Here is a 16,093-nt window from a genome sequence, read left to right on the forward strand (position 1 = left end):
AGTTATACAGTGAAATGTGGATAAAATGACCTAAATTCCTGAAAATGAAAATTGAAAAAAATACGCCTTGAGATCAAGTCAAGAAAGAAAAAAAAGAACCTGAGTAGTTACTTTAAATCAATTTATAATTACAATTAAATTTAAATATTTAACTTAAAACGTACTTGGAATTAATTATTAATAAAAATAAATGTAAATAAAAAACCACATAAGAAAAGGGGCAAAACCGAAGTTATGCCCCTTGATTAACTATATTCCTACTATACTAAATTCCTACTGTCCAACCTTTTGCCCACTCTGGTGTCCCTGATCCAGCACCTGCACCCGTCGCGTTATTATTTTCGGTGAACGCTGCTGAAACATCTACGCTTGCACCTTTGGTACCTTCGGGAGATCCTTGTGGAACGGTTTTCGTACCCTTTGATTTCGTTGTAATGTTTTCAAATTTCACATTCGAAATTTTCAAACTTCCGTCAGTTACATAGCCGACACTTTCATCGTGCTCAATATCTATCCCTACAGACCAGTTGCTTAAAAACACATTATCCATACTTGTTTTCGTGCCTACACGCAATTTCATAGCCTGCGGCTCCGAGCTCGAAGCACCACGCCCTATCAACGTCAAATTCTTGATTGTAGGATTCGAGATGGGTCCCGCAAGATGATTATTCGAGTTATTATCAGCTTCTACGCCTCTATTTCCCTTATTAGCAGCTTCTTTACCATACCAATATTCGTTGGTCCCGTTCCAGCCTTCCGTCCAATCAAAAAGATCATCTTCATTTGATGTAGACACCAAATACTTGGTATTCACGGTACCTCCAAACCACTCAAAGCCGTCATCCGAACCTTCGTGTACCTGCACATATTCAATTGTCGTACCCGCACCTACACCAAACATGGATAAGCCATTGAACTCTTTGTCTGAAGAATAGGAATAACCAGAATATTCTATACGGGCATATCTTATAATTCCAGAGTTATCATCAACTTGCGTACCTCCATAAGGTAATCCAGAGACTTCAGCATTTGCTGTATTGCCCTTATTAATAGGTGCTTTACCACATAACACGACACCTCCCCAAGCTTGTTGAGTTTTGTTGGTGGAAGTAAATATCACGGGTTTTTCTTTCGTTCCCTCAGCAAAAATCTGACCGCCCTGTGCTACGGCAATGTATCGGATTTCTTCGCCATCACGATATGGTGTCGCTTCGATAACTACGCCGGGTTTGACAGTCAATTTACCACCATTTTGAACAATTAAAGCTCCTGTCAACTTATACACGCCGGTTTCCAAGATTATGTGTTCACCATTTTTGATCTCTCCTTTTAGATTCTCGCGAATGTCATCTATCGGATTTACGATCGGATCATTGTCTGAGCTACAAGCCGTGAACAACATGGGAGCCGAAGTTAACGAAGCTAATAACAATACTGTGGAAAGTGATTTTTTCATTTTTATATGTTTTAATTGTTTTGCGTTGAAATGTTATACAAATAAATGAATATCGTATGTCGTAGTAATTAACTGATTATGAAATAATTGTTAACTAGAATTTATAATTCACGCCTAAACTGATGAACGCACCACGCTTATAGGATAATACCTTCACCGGCACTGTATTTTCTTGCCATCTTTGGAATTCGGGGTTGAGTATATTATTGGCGCTAAAGTCTATCCCCAGTGCTTTATTACATTTTGTTTTTAAGACAAAGTCCAGACTACCGATACCCTTATCCACACGATTACCCAATCCACCTGTACCGATTGCATTCAACTTGTCCGAATAATAGCTATATAATACCGTAGCTATTACATTTTTGTCCGTATTGATATCTTTCTGGTAAGAAAGATCCGCGTTTACAATAAAATCAGAAGCTCCGGTAAAGTTGGATCGAGGATGCGTAGGATCAATATTCAATAAGCCTTCTGTTTCTGTGGATACTTTTGCGGCATCAAACTTTTGATCTGTTTTCATCATCGCCGTATTGAATCCAAGCGAGATCTTATTTTGACTGTTATTTATCAGGTATTTTTTTGCTTCTAACTCCAAACCATACACATAACCCTTGTCGCCCGTATTGGCAAATGAAATATCGTTTGAAGCAGAAGAAATCATTATTTCATTGATAGGATTCTGAATATATTTTCCAAATGCCGCTACAGAAAACAATTCACCATCCGAAGGAAACATTTCCCATTTCACATCCAAATTGTAATTGTCCGAAGCGTACAAATAGGGGTTGCCTACGACCACCTGAGTGACATCTTCATACGGAAAACGTACGCGCTCTTTGAACTGCGGGAGAGTATAGGTTTTACTTGCTCCCAATCGAAGATTATTCTTCGCGTTGAGGACATACTTCAAATTCAAACTTGGTAGAATTCCATTCTTATTCAGTGTATTACTCCCAGGTCGGTATTCGATACTGTTGTAATCCACAAATTGTTTAATTCGTTCGTAACGCATCCCTACGACAGCGGTCAATTTATCATTGAATGCATAATCCAAAGTCGCATAGCCCGCATGAATATCTTGATCGCCATTGTAAAATTGGAATGCATTACCAGCCATACCTACCAGATCATAAAAGGTTCCAAAACCTGAAGCACCCAAATACTCATCTATATTTGTCGGATCAATCGATGTGGTCTCATGCAATCCGTTTTTGATGGCAAAATTCAGTTGCATCACATCAAAAGTTCGTTGCTTGATCCTACCAGAATACCCCACGCGCAATACAGCAGGATTGGAAACTCCAAATTTGTATGAAGCGGAAAGGTTTGCAGCCATTTCATCTTCCTTTAAATAATAGGTGTAGCGGTGGTTATCAGCAGCATTGATGCGGATGAAACGAAAATCACCCGATGCTTGTTGACTATACATAGTTTGCATACGGTCAGGCATATTGCCATCCACTATATTGTAGGCTAATCCCCAATCCACTTGCACTGCTTCGGTGATAGCGTGCTTACCCAGTACCTGATTGATGATCAACTGCGTATTATCAAATGTATTTCGATTGATGAATCCACGATTATTTTCGGCATCCGACCCTGCATCACGAATAAAACCGCGGAACGCATCACGGGTCTGATTGCTGGAATTGATGTATAAGAAATTATAGCCGATTCGATGCTTGCTATTAATTTGATAATTGGCATTGATCAACCCCGTAGAATTGGTGCCATAACTCTGTCTTTCTTGCGTTAAAGTTTTTAATGGCGCCCCTTGCGCACTGAAATTGGCATTCACTCCATTTCTACTCATATAACTGTTGGCAAACTTTGCCGATGCAAATAGACTCAAGCGTCCCTCCTCACCTACACGAAACGAATCACCCACTTTAATCCCAAAATTTATGGGAGTAACAGCTTTCTTATTCGGATCCCAACTGTTCGCAAAATGATAACTACCTTGCGCATCTGCCGGAGCAGAATAATTGGAATAACCCCAAAAATTAGGACCGCTTTGTAAGCGAAAATCTCCACTCTGTTGAATAACATTTGTATTCATACTCGATCCAACCGACACTTCAAATATTCTGTCGCCTGTGTAATTCTTAGAACCAATATCTACACTAGCTCCTCCAAAATCACCATTAATATTACTGTTGAAGGATTTATCGACTCCTACATATTCCACGATATCCGTAGAAAATATATCCAAGGCAATGTTTTTAAGGTTGGGGTCGCTTGATGGAATAGGTAATCCGTTCATGGTTGTCGAGATGTATCGATCGCCGAGTCCACGCACATATACTTGTGTACTTCCCTCTTGCTTGGATACTCCAGACAATTTTGCAACAGCCGTAGAAGCATCACCTATGCCTTTGCGTGATAGCTCTTGGTTGCCTATCTTCTCCACGAAAAGATTCGAAGCTTTGCGCTCTTCCAGAATAGCCAGTTCACTTGCTTGAATTCTTCGTCGGGAAACGACCACTTCCTCCATTTCTGAAGCTTCATGTACAAGTGCTAGACTGACAAATTCCCATTTTTGTTGTACATCAACAACCATTTCTTCCGGGCTGTATCCCAGAAAATTCGTTACGATCTTATAATTCCCTTTCTTCACAAGTGGAATTAAAAATTCACCCTGCGCATTGGTGACAGTTACTTTATTATGCTGTGGAATAGAAACATTTACTCCGGGCATAGGTTCCAAAGTTTCTACATCGACCACTTTACCGCGAATTCCCAATCCTTCCTTCGGCGCGACCAGACTTTCTACATTTGACAGATGCAATGGGTACGCGGCCGTATCTTTATAAGATGTAGATACCATCTTATTGCTATTATTCTCACTTTTAATGGTACCCAAAATTATTCCTGAAGTCTGAGCGAAGGCAATATGGTTTAATACAAAACTGAGCGCGATCAAACCTACGCTTCTGCTAATCCAATTTATTTCCACCTTATGTTAATTTTAATTTAACACAAAACTAAAGTGGATACATTAGCTCAGTATTACGGCTGCATTACCATTTTATCAAATAGATGTTAAAAGCATGTTAAGCAAGTTCGGAGCCTGCATATTTCAGCATCTAAGCCCTTTAACATTAATTATTTGTTAACTTTAAATCCAGAAACAAGGGATGTAATAATTTGAATAGAATTTTCTATTCTTATCTTTTGTAGATACCTTTAACATTAGATAGCGCTAAATTGATTGAATAAAAAATATCTATGATACGATCAAAAAATCTCATTTTCAAATATTCTTCTTCAAATCCATTAATATTCCCCGATGTGCATGTCGATAAGAATAAGCACACGTTACTTTTGGGCGAATCCGGAAGTGGCAAAACAACATTACTGCATCTGCTTGGAGGCCTGTCGCAGCCACAGTCGGGTAATGTATTTATCAATGAATCGGATATCTATGCCTTGACGGAAGAACAAAGGGACCTTTTTCGAGCAAAAAATATGGGATTTATTTTCCAAGACGCTCATTTATTGAAAAATCTAACTTTAGAAGAAAACATTGTCTTGGCTCAATTTCTTGCCAAAGAGAAACAAGATAAGTTAGCCGTGCGCGAAGTGCTGGACAAACTTCAGATTGGTGATAAAGCAAATAGTTATCCTACACAGCTCAGTAGAGGGCAGCTTCAGCGTGCAGCCATTGCACGTGCCGTGATCAACAAGCCAAAAGTCTTGATCGCTGATGAGCCAACTGCCGCGTTGGATGACACCAACACGAAGTATGCAATAGACCTGTTGTTAGAGATAGCTGAAAATTTTGATGCTACACTCCTCATTGCTACGCACGACACAAGAATCAAACCTTATTTTGCAAACACCTATCAATTATAAGAACACGTATGAATACATTTTCTTTGGTTTGGAAAAATATATCCCAACAATGGGGATCGGCAATATTAAGCGTATTACTTACCGCATTTGGCGTATCCATACTAATCGTCATATACATTAGTTCAGTAACTTTTGAAAAACAGCTGGAAAATAATTCCAAGAATATAGATTTAGTAGTCGGCGCTAAAGGCAGCCCTATGCAATTGATACTAAGCTCCCTATATCATGTAGACAATCCTACAGGAAATATTCCATTGACTGAAGCAAATAAAATTGCAGAAAATCCCTTGGTTCAGCTGGCTACACCGATCTCATTAGGTGACAACTATAAAGGGCATCGCATTATCGGTACAGATCAGACCTTCTTAGAATTATATGAGTTAAAAATTAAAGAAGGACAACTGTGGAAAAAATCTTTTGAGGTGGTACTCGGTGCAGAAGTGGCACGCAAACAGGCGCTCAAGATTGGCGACAAGATATTTAGTGCACACGGACTTTCTGCGGAGTCACATCAACATGACGACCATCCTTTTACTGTGGTAGGTATATTAGAGCCTGCTCAGTCCGTGGTAGATAATCTGATATTAAGTAATCTATCCAGTGTCTGGGAAGTACATGGTATCGCCCATCAAGGTGAGCACATCCATGCTGATGATGACCATGATCACAACCATAGTCATGACCATAATCATGATGGACACGCGCATGAGCACAACGAGGACGACCATAATCATGACCACGCTGACCACGCACACGATGAAGGACATGATCATAATCATGACCATGATAAAAATACGTCAGCAGCGACCAGCAGCGATGTACAGGAAGAGGAATTGGTTACAGAAAAACCACAAAATAACACGTTTATCAAAAGTATCGGACAAGACATGATCGAAGATCATGGCGTAGAAATCACCGCCCTATTGGTAAAGTACAGCTCACCTACGGCATTGAGTGTACTTCCACGAATGATAAACCAAAGTACACAAATGCAAGCTGCATCTCCCGCTATCGAAAGTTCTAGGGTCTTCTCTTTACTGGGGGTAGGTTTTGATTCATTAGGCATCTTGGCTTATGTCATTATGATTATCGCAGGATTCAGTGTATTCATTAGTTTATATAATGCCATGAAGGATCGCAAATATGACTTGGCCATCATGCGTACATTGGGTGCAACCAAGGCTAAACTTTTCACTATTACATTAGTCGAAGGATTAATAATAACATGTATCGGAGGTGTGATCGGATTAGTTTTAGGGCATTTAATCCTTTACTATATCAGCCTTCAGGCGAGCGAAAGTGCAGATTTTATACAGGTTTTTGCTATACATACAAATGAATTATTAATTTTATTGGCAGCAATGGGAATAGGTATACTGGCTAGTATCCTTCCTGCAATAAAAGCGTATCAGACAACTATTTCAAACATACTATCATCCAAATAAATGAAGAATTATTTAATATTACTTTTATTGTCATTCGTTTCCTTTGGCGCTAGCGCACAAATTGATGGAAATATGCAGGGACTTGATGTTCCAGACCATACCCCTATGATGAATAGCACTTGGGAAGCTATTGACAAAATGATGTATAAGGTGACTACATCAGGCAATAAAAAGGTGTATACCCCTCATTATCCACCAGAACTCAAAAAACTGGAAAATAAAATCGTAGAAGTACCTGGCTACCTCATTCCATTGACGAGTGGCCGCAATCACAGCACATTCATGTTATCTGTATTGCCTATTGCACAATGTCAATTCTGTGGAACAAATGGTATCCCACCGATGATAGAGATTTTTATGAAAAAGGGAACGGTTCGATTTACAGAAGAGCCAATAAAACTTAAAGGTAAAATGGTATTCAATCCCGAGCCATTAAAAGGGAATGCTGAAATACAAATAATAGACGCGGTAATTATAAATTAGCGATTCAATAAAGCGATTTCCATTACAGAAGCTAATGCTGCTGTTTCTGTACGCAGCCTAGCTTCTCCTAATGATAAAGGAATAAAACCAGTCTCCAAAGCCTGGTTTATTTCTTTTTCGGAGAAATCCCCCTCAGGACCAATAAGAATCAAGTATTTTTGTTTTGCCTCGAATGAGGTAGACAGGTACGATTTGGAGGCGTCCACACAATGAGCGATACCTTTACGGACATCTTCATTAGCCTTTTGTGCTTCCACAAATTTAGCGAAAGAAATAGCTGGATTTATCTTGGGTAAATAAGCTTTCAACGACTGTTTCATAGCTGCAATAGCTACTTTTTCCAATCGTTCGACTTTTACTTCTTTGCGCTCAGAATGTTCACAAATAATAGGAGTATATTCGGACAAACCCACTTCAGTGGCTTTCTCGAGAAACCATTCTATACGATCAATATTTTTGGTTGGCGCTACCGCCAAGTGGATTTCATAAGGAAGTTTTCCGAAATTTTCTTGTACAGATAATATGCTTAAGGTCGTACGCTTAGGATGAGCATCCAGTATTTCGGTCTCATACAATCCTCCTCTTCCGTCGATTAAATGAATCTTGTCGCCCACATTCAGTCGCAAAACACGGATAGCATGTTTACTTTCCTCTTCACTTAGCATAAATGAAGTGTGATGAGATTCAATATCTGAGGTATAGAAAAGTTGCATATTAAGAGTCTTGGTTATCGTCTTCAGTATTTTCGATTACATCCAACTTCACGTACTCAATATTCTGCTGCGTCTTCTTCATAATCGTAAATCGGTAGTCTAAGTCTTCCATAGATTCACCCACATCAGGTATTTTTTCAAAGATATGACTTACTAGACCAGCTATCGTATCATAGTCCGAACTTTCCGGTAAGTCTATCGGAAGGTATTCATTGACATCATGTACATTGGCTCCAGCATCCAGCATAAATTCCGTTTCCGAAATCTGCTCTACCACTGGGTTTTCTTCATCATACTCATCTTGAATATCACCGACCAACTCTTCTACAATATCCTCCAATGTAACCATACCTGACGTTCCGCCAAACTCATCCAATACAAATGCAATTTGAATGCGTTTCTGCTGGAACTCAGCCATCAAATCATTGATTTTTTTGGTTTCAGGGATAAAGTACGGCTTACGCATAATGTCTTTCAGCTCGACCTCTTTACCTTTCACCACAATAGGGAGAATATCCTTTGTATGTACTACCCCTACGATCTTATCGATATTGTCCGAATAGATCGGAATACGCGAATAACCTTCTTCAGTGACAGTCTTGATAAATTCTTCCGTAGAATCATTGACTTCTACAGCAACAATTTTGGTGCGCGGCACCATGATATTCTTAACAATACGCTCATTAAAATCAAAAACATTTTTGATAAGCTCATGCTCCGACATATTCAATACGCCCGACTCTTTACCTTTATCCAGTAAATATTGCAATTCTTCCGAAGAGTGAATGGATTCATTGGGGTGCGGTTCGATACCTACCAACTTGAGTAAGAAATTTGCCAACCCATTAAACACAAAAATCAATGGCATTAATAGCCAATAAAACAAGCGTAAAGGCACAGCAATCTTCATCGTGGTAGCGACCGGTTTTTGAATGGCGATAGATTTGGGCGCTAACTCACCGAGCACTACGTGTAATAACGTGATTGTTCCGAAGGCAATAGCAATTCCTAATCCCTTTGCCCAACCTTGTGAAACATCGATATCCAACAAACCAAAAGCCTGATGCACCGCATTGGTCATGACCTTCTCCCCGATCCATCCCAGACCTAGAGAAGCCAAAGTAATACCTAGCTGTGTGGCAGCTAGGTATTTGTCCAAATGCTCTGTAATATTTTTTGCTACTTTAGCCACATTGCTACCGGATTTGGCCTGTAGCTCGATTTGCGATGCCCTTACCTTGACAATCGCAAACTCAGCTGCGACAAAAAAACCATTTGCACAGACTAATAATAACGTCCAAAAAATATCGAGAGCCATTTGATTATTTATTTCTTATTTCAGTATTATAAAGTTCGATACTCTCTTTTATAATATTTTGAGCATACGCACGACCGTATAAATTTTGAATTTCTACGCTCTTTCCTTCCAATGCTTTGTAATCTTGGAAGAAACGAACAATTTCTTTCATGGTATGCGGGGGCAATTCCGATAGATCGTTGATATAATTTACAGATACATCATTTTTAGCTACGGCAATGATTTTGTCATCTTGCTCACCACCATCGATCATGTGCATCACACCGATTACTTTAGCCTCGATCAGACTCATAGGATATACATCCACGGAGCTAATGACTAAAATATCCAATGGATCTTTATCATCACAGTATGTTTGCGGAATGAATCCATAATTCGCTGGATACATTACAGAGGAGAATAATACACGGTCCAATTTAATTAAACCACTCTCTTTGTCAATTTCATATTTTGCTTTTGAACCTTTAGGAATTTCAATTATGGCATTTACTGAATTTGGCACGTCGTCTCCAGGAGACACTTGATGCCAAGGATGTTGTGTACTCATTAATATTACTTACTGTTTATTTTGTTAATTTCTGTTTTCGATTTTTCAACCATCTCTTGAGTAAAGCTATGATAATAGGTAAGAAAGCAATGACAATCATACCTATCACAATATATTCTACATAATTGATGATTTCAGGGAATAAAGCTCCTAGATAGTATCCAGATAAGGTCAAAAGACCTACCCAAACAAGTGCGCCCAATACATTGTACAAGACAAACTTCTTGAAGTCAAGCTTCACTACCCCCGCAAATATGGGTGCAAATGTACGAATTATTGGCACAAACCTACCAATGACTAAGGCAGTTCCACCATATTTCTGGTAGAATTCTTCAGCCATGACAATATATTTTTTCTTGAAAATCCAAGAATCTTCTCTCTTGAAAAGCATGGGCCCGGCTCGATGGCCAAACCAATATCCAGCAAAATTACCCGCAATACCCGAAGCCAAAATGCCTAAAAACATCGTAGTGATGCTTACGTCAATTTTATTAAGGGCGCAGAATAGCCCCGCTAGAAATAATAAATAGTCTCCTGGCAAAAAGAAGCCAAAGAAGAGACCCGTTTCCGCAAATACAATCAAACATACTATATAGAATCCGCCGTTACTCAGTAAGTACTCGGGATCCATTAGTTGTTGGAATGACAATAAAAACTCTTGCATACTAGTTAGTTCGTTATAAGACTTCTGCTACGTGTTATTCTGCATTAGTCACTTCCGAAATCGCCTGACGTATATCATCGGCAATTTGCTGCAATTCATCTGCTGGCAATGACAATTTTGGCTTGTCAAAACTCATATCACTAACCTTATTTAATGGAATCAAATGTATATGGGCATGTGCCACCTCTAGACCTACTACGGCCACGCCTACTTTCACACAGGGGAATACTTTTTTAATACCTTGCGATACTATCTTTGCAAACACCCATAAGCCCATGTACTCATCGTTATCAATATCAAAGATATAGTCTGTCTCTTTTTTAGGGATTACCAATACATGCCCTCGTGTAAGGGGTGATATATCTAAAAATGCTAAATAATCATTACTCTCAGCTACTTTATAAGCAGGTATTTCACCAGCTATAATTTTGGAAAATATCGTAGACATATAATATTTCGTATCAGTGTATCCGCAAATATAACAAAATATCAAAGACAATATGGTAATATTGGCAGCGTTTTGATATTCATCTTACAATTTAAATACTTTAGGAATCGAGCTAAAAATGAAAAAGGATTCTTTTTTTAACAAAGAATCCTTTTGTGTGATATAGCAAAGTAATATAAGCGGTTATGGCAGTACCGCTCATAACCTTTACATACGCTTATCTTGAAATATCCAAGATTTCAAATTCAATTTCGCCAGCTGGCACCTGTACCAAGGCAACATCGCCTACGGATTTACCCAACAAGCCTTGTGCAATTGGGGATTTAACAGAAATTTTACCTGCTTTCAAGTCAGCCTCCGTTTCCGAAACTAACTGATAAGTCATCTCCGCACCATTCTTTTTGTTACGAATACGTACAATAGACAACGCCAACACTTTAGATAAATCCAATTTGGACTCATCGATCAAACGGGCACTTGACAATACCTCTTCCAACTTCGCAATCTTAGCCTCGTGCAAGCCTTGAGCTTCTTTTGCAGCATCGTATTCTGCATTTTCGGACAAATCACCTTTGTCTCTTGCTTCAGCAATAGCGTTAGCAATCTTAACTCGTCCTTCCGACTTTAAGTACTGTAACTCCTCCTTGAGTTTTGCTAACCCTTCTTCGGTGTAATAAGTTACTTCTGCCATAATTTTATATTTTAACTTAATTAATTAACAAAAAAAATTTAACAAAAAAATAAACAAGACCATTCGCTCCAGGAGAGAATGGTCTTGTTCATCGTTCTACACGAAGATATATTAAATAAATCAATATTCCAAATTAGTAATAAACTATTCTTCGTTCACAAATTTATAGCCTAAGCCACGTACTGTCTGTAGGTATGTAGGCTTATCTGGATTGCTTTCTATCTTCTTGCGCAAGCGCACTACGTGCATATCCAGTGTACGGGTGTTGACATTGGAGCTATACCCCCATACCACTTCCATCAGCTCCTCACGCGTGATTTCCTTACCCATGTTTTGAAGAAAATGCAACAAAATTCTGTTTTCCAAGATAGTGAGCTCTATCTTCTTACCATCACGTATGAGTGAGTGAATCTGTGGATGATGTTCGGTGCTACCAAATACGTACACATCTTTGTTTGCATTTTTAGGCACAAAGAACCGGACTTTATTATCAATCATAGCGACCAATACATCCATATTGAATGGCTTGGTAATATAGTCGGTAATGCCATGGCTATAGGCATCGATCTTATCGACATCTTGCGATTTTGCGGTCATCATAATGATGATATGTTCGAATCCCTTATTACGTACGGATCGACACACATCGATACCCTCCTTGCCGGGAAGCATCCAGTCCAAAAGAACAATATCCGGTTGTACAGATAATATTAACTCTTCTGCCTCATCACCATTACCAGCCTGCACTACTTTATAGCGCTCAGTCTGCAAACGGTGGCTGATCAAAAAACGTAAATTTTCATCATCTTCAATGACAGCAACTGTAATATCTTTATCCATATTTTTATCCATTTTTGACTTCTGTAGGAAATACTAACGTGAATGACGTTCCTACATTCAATTCGCTTTCAACTTTAATTTCACCGCCCATGAATTCGGTTATTTCTTTACAAAATGCTAATCCCAGTCCAATACTTCCTTGTTGATTAAATTGGTTTTTGACGCGGTAAAATTTCTTAAAAATACTATTAAATTCTTTCTTATCTATACCTATCCCCCGATCGTTGAATAAAATAACAAAATTTTTCTTAGTTTGTTCAACATTTATCTCCAAAAACCGCTTGCTGGGGCTGGAGTATTTGTAAGCATTATCTATTAAATTCTGAAACACGCTAGTCAGCAAAACAGGGTCTGCATAGATTTCATCTTTCACTCTGACGCGTGTCTGCAACTCCAAATCGGGGTATTTGATCCGCGTGGATTCGAATATATGCTGACTAAATTCTTTTAAATCTATATATTCACCATTGAATTTGATGGATTTGTTTTCGATTTGTGCAAACGAAAGCAGCTTATTCATCAGACTATTCAATTTGTCTGCCTCCTGATCCAATATACGGCCGTACATGGCTCTATCCCCATCGCTTAATTGCTCCGCACTTTTGATATTATTACCCGCAATTTTTATCACACTCACCGGAGTTTTAAATTCATGGGTCAGATTATTGATAAAATCGTATTGAAGTTGGTACATCCGATTGTTGGTCAATACATTCCGATAAATCAAATATCCTAACGATAGCAAAATTAGATAGATAAGAATCAAAATAATCACAACAGGAAAAAATTTCTTGTTTATTTCCTTAGAGATATGATTTTGCGAGGATTCAAATTGCAACTTATATTCTGATAATGCCCCGGGCAAAGCTATTTCGGTTTTCAGATACACGTCTTCATTCAGGACGTACTGATCCACCACAGGCTTGATAGATACCTTTTCATACAGGTTTGTATATTTATTTTTGACCTGCATCTTAGTAGGCAAAATGTAGAACACATAAAAATCCTGCTCATAGACGGATTTTTGATAATTGGCATCTATCATCATATTGCGAAAGGCCAGAATATCCGTCATGCGTGGTATATTTAGATAAGAAATCTTACCAGGCTGTATGTTGTAAAAAAGCTTATATATCTCCGTATTTGCAATCTTGGTGGTATCAATCTGATCGCGGCCCAGCCATGTACACAAACGCAAAAAAACACTGTACAGTTCTTCATTCGAAGAAAGATCTCCACTCGCTGTTTGTTTGGTACTTTGTAAGCGATAATCTGCGCTCAGCTGATACTGATAACTGGATTTAGAAGATGCACCAAAATTACCGATACGCATCTGCCGCTGTGCCGAATCAATATTCGTAAAGACGATATCCGAAAATTCTATCTTCTGTACAAAAGGATATTTACGCAAGACCGTACTGGAAAATTCCTTTGCTTGGACCGAATCCATAAAACCTTGATAGTAAGCGACCTCTGGAATTTTCTCCTGAAAGAATTCATTGAAATCCTTAATAGTCTCGTCGAATACTTCAGCTTTGCGGTTGTTAAAGTCCGTTTGGACGAAATTGGAAGTAATAGTGCGTGCGAAAAACACGGAAATAACAAACAATAAAGTCACGAAAAGCAAGAACACCAGCAGTAAGCCAAAGTTTTTTCTATATCTCGAATCAATCTTTGCCATTATTTTAATTGCTCTTTCAAGAATTTCTCTATCGTCTGATAAAACTCTACTATATTCTCATCTTTCTTAAATCTTCGTCCTTCGTCTTCTTTCAGCACATATTGATATGGTACGTTGTTGCTTTTCAGTTTTTGTACGAAGTGATTGACATCGGTCATGCTATTGTAGCGGTCTTTACCTCCTTGAAACATAAGTATAGGCATCCTGATTTTCTCCGCATGGAAAAGCGGGGAAATAGCTTTGAAAAGTTCGTACTCTTTTTGTGGATCACCTATAATTTTATAATACAGCTGTTTATAAGAGTTGAGGTAAGGCGGAAATTCCTTGAAATACGCAAAAAGGTTAATATAGCCCGATGAAGAAATCGCACATTTGTACAATGTTGGGTTGAAACAAGCCGCATACAATGCGGAATATCCTCCAAATCCAGTTCCCATTATCGCAATACGGTCTTTGTCGGCGATTCCTTTGTGAATCAACCAGGCTACGCCATCATTAATATCATTCTGAATCTCACCACCCCATTGCTTAAATCCTGACACATAAAAGTTCTTGCCCAATCCTACCGAACCGCGATAATTCACTTGAAATACAGCATACCCTCTATTTGCGAGAAACTGGACTTCCGAATTAAAACCCCATACATCACGACGATTAGGTCCATCATGCACCAAAACCACGACCGGATATTTATCCTTTTTTTCCAATGGATAAGTAATATATCCTTTGATATGCTTGCCATCCCGAGAATCGAAAGCCACTTCCTCCATGGCTGGTAATTTTTTATTACTCAATGCAGGATTAATTGGTGTAAGTTCCTTAATCTTGCCTTTGTAGTAATAGTATATTCCACCCGGATTGGTATCCGTATATGTTTTGAATAATACAGTCTGAAAAGAACTGTCTACATCGATAATATCTACGCTATTGCCTTCAAATTGTGAAGAAATGGTTTTGTAAATATGTTTCAGCTGCTCGTTATGGATGACCGTTTCCTTTTTCTTATTATAGGCTGTAGAGAAAAGGAGTTCTTGACGGGTGAAGGAATAGCCGTCTCCATTCATATCTACATCATCATTTTTAGCAAGAATAGTCTCTGTACCAGTTTCTAAGTCCAGATTGACAACAGCCATTTTGTCCCGACCACGGTTCGATAGCGCATAGACATTCTGTTTGGAGTTTTTGAGTGGTCCCAAGGGATAGACTAAGGACGAAAAATCCGTTTCCAAGACATTGCGATAAGGCAAATACTCTTCTTCCCTATACCACAAGCGATCTTCTACACTGTCGCTGGATAATGCCAATCTCACCTTGCCATCCGAGGACACGAACCATTCTTTGAAATCATGGATATTTTCATCTACGAGTTGAGGTTCGCCACCGGCTAATGGAATCCTATACAGATCGATAATCGTCGAATCTCTTCTATTCATTCGCGCTAATAGCGAACCATTAAAAGCACGTGCCGGCTTCACCCAGTCCAGCGAATGCTTGGAGGGCGCGAGTAATGGTCGGATTTCTTCGGTATGTACATCGACGGTGAATAGACGCAAACTATCCTTGTAAGATTCCGAATTGGAAAATACGATCGTATCCTGCGTAGCCCAAAAATAGTATTGCACATTCATACTATTCTGATACGTCAGTTGCTTGGAAGAATCAGGATTCTCCAGATTTAAGACAAAAATATTTTTACAATGATCTTCTAATCCAAGGTAAGCAATATGTTTACCATCGGGTGAAATTTTAAAGTTTGAATGATCGGGCTTGTCAAAAAAATCCTCAATCGGAATTTTTTGGTCGTGAACACGCTCACTACATCCTATTACCAACATTAAGCTTATTGATAATAACAGCACATTAACTAACAATTTTGTGTTCATATGGTATTTACTCCTATTCAAATAAAGCAATTTTTTGAGAGATTATAACAATTGCAACCTTATTTT

The 16,093-nt window shown here is 38.7% G+C and carries 14 protein-coding genes; 3 read left to right on the forward strand and 11 right to left on the reverse strand.

Annotation, left to right across the window (positions count from 1 at the left end):
- Positions 1 to 265: 265 nt before the first annotated feature.
- Positions 266 to 1,456, reverse strand: a complete 1,191-nt coding sequence (locus EDC17_RS11815; RefSeq protein ID WP_132778277.1) for a hypothetical protein — start codon at positions 1,454 to 1,456, stop codon at positions 266 to 268.
- Positions 1,457 to 1,550: 94 nt separating this feature from the next.
- Positions 1,551 to 4,415, reverse strand: coding sequence for a TonB-dependent receptor (locus tag EDC17_RS11820; RefSeq protein ID WP_132778278.1), 2,865 nt, complete (start codon positions 4,413 to 4,415; stop codon positions 1,551 to 1,553).
- Positions 4,416 to 4,687: 272 nt separating this feature from the next.
- Between EDC17_RS11820 and EDC17_RS11825 the strand changes: the two genes are divergently transcribed.
- Genes EDC17_RS11825 through EDC17_RS11835 form a run of 3 tightly spaced genes read left to right on the forward strand, consistent with a single transcriptional unit; the run spans position 4,688 to position 7,242 of the window.
- The gene (locus EDC17_RS11825; RefSeq protein ID WP_132778279.1) at positions 4,688 to 5,314 is read left to right on the forward strand and encodes an ABC transporter ATP-binding protein; all 627 of its coding nucleotides are present in this window, start codon (positions 4,688 to 4,690) and stop codon (positions 5,312 to 5,314) included.
- Between the two features lie 8 nt (positions 5,315 to 5,322).
- Positions 5,323 to 6,759: an ABC transporter permease gene (locus EDC17_RS11830; RefSeq protein ID WP_132778280.1), complete on the forward strand. Its 1,437-nt coding sequence runs from the start codon at positions 5,323 to 5,325 to the stop codon at positions 6,757 to 6,759.
- On the forward strand, positions 6,760 to 7,242 hold the full coding sequence (locus EDC17_RS11835; protein WP_132778281.1) for a hypothetical protein: 483 nt from the start codon (positions 6,760 to 6,762) through the stop codon (positions 7,240 to 7,242).
- Here EDC17_RS11835 and EDC17_RS11840 read toward each other — a convergent pair.
- The 9 genes from EDC17_RS11840 to EDC17_RS11880 all read right to left on the reverse strand — a co-directional run bounded on the left by EDC17_RS11840 (position 7,239) and on the right by EDC17_RS11880 (position 16,027).
- Positions 7,239 to 7,955, reverse strand: coding sequence for a 16S rRNA (uracil(1498)-N(3))-methyltransferase (locus EDC17_RS11840; RefSeq protein ID WP_132778282.1), 717 nt, complete (start codon positions 7,953 to 7,955; stop codon positions 7,239 to 7,241). The genes EDC17_RS11835 and EDC17_RS11840 overlap by 4 nt on opposite strands.
- A gap of 1 nt (position 7,956) precedes the next feature.
- Positions 7,957 to 9,273, reverse strand: coding sequence for a hemolysin family protein (locus EDC17_RS11845; protein ID WP_132778283.1), 1,317 nt, complete (start codon positions 9,271 to 9,273; stop codon positions 7,957 to 7,959).
- Between the two features lie 4 nt (positions 9,274 to 9,277).
- Complete coding sequence (locus EDC17_RS11850) at positions 9,278 to 9,820, reverse strand: inorganic diphosphatase (protein WP_132778284.1); 543 nt, start codon at positions 9,818 to 9,820, stop codon at positions 9,278 to 9,280.
- Positions 9,821 to 9,836: 16 nt separating this feature from the next.
- Entirely contained in the window at positions 9,837 to 10,484 is a 648-nt protein-coding gene (locus EDC17_RS11855; protein ID WP_132778285.1) for a DedA family protein, read from the reverse strand.
- Positions 10,485 to 10,518: 34 nt separating this feature from the next.
- The gene (locus tag EDC17_RS11860; protein ID WP_132778286.1) at positions 10,519 to 10,932 is read right to left on the reverse strand and encodes an HIT family protein; all 414 of its coding nucleotides are present in this window, start codon (positions 10,930 to 10,932) and stop codon (positions 10,519 to 10,521) included.
- A 217-nt stretch (positions 10,933 to 11,149) separates the two neighbouring features.
- On the reverse strand, positions 11,150 to 11,623 hold the full coding sequence (gene greA / locus EDC17_RS11865) for a transcription elongation factor GreA (RefSeq protein WP_132778287.1): 474 nt from the start codon (positions 11,621 to 11,623) through the stop codon (positions 11,150 to 11,152).
- 144 nt (positions 11,624 to 11,767) lie between these two features.
- Positions 11,768 to 12,463 carry a response regulator transcription factor gene (locus EDC17_RS11870; protein WP_132778288.1) on the reverse strand — a complete coding sequence of 232 codons (696 nt, stop codon included), beginning with the start codon at positions 12,461 to 12,463 and terminating at the stop codon, positions 11,768 to 11,770.
- A gap of 4 nt (positions 12,464 to 12,467) precedes the next feature.
- Complete coding sequence (locus EDC17_RS11875) at positions 12,468 to 14,144, reverse strand: sensor histidine kinase (protein WP_132778289.1); 1,677 nt, start codon at positions 14,142 to 14,144, stop codon at positions 12,468 to 12,470.
- Entirely contained in the window at positions 14,144 to 16,027 is a 1,884-nt protein-coding gene (locus EDC17_RS11880; protein ID WP_132778290.1) for a S9 family peptidase, read from the reverse strand. The genes EDC17_RS11875 and EDC17_RS11880 overlap by 1 nt, the downstream gene beginning before the upstream one ends.
- Positions 16,028 to 16,093 lie beyond the last annotated feature (66 nt).

Source organism: Sphingobacterium alimentarium (genome assembly GCF_004342685.1).
Lineage (GTDB): Bacteria > Bacteroidota > Bacteroidia > Sphingobacteriales > Sphingobacteriaceae > Sphingobacterium > Sphingobacterium alimentarium.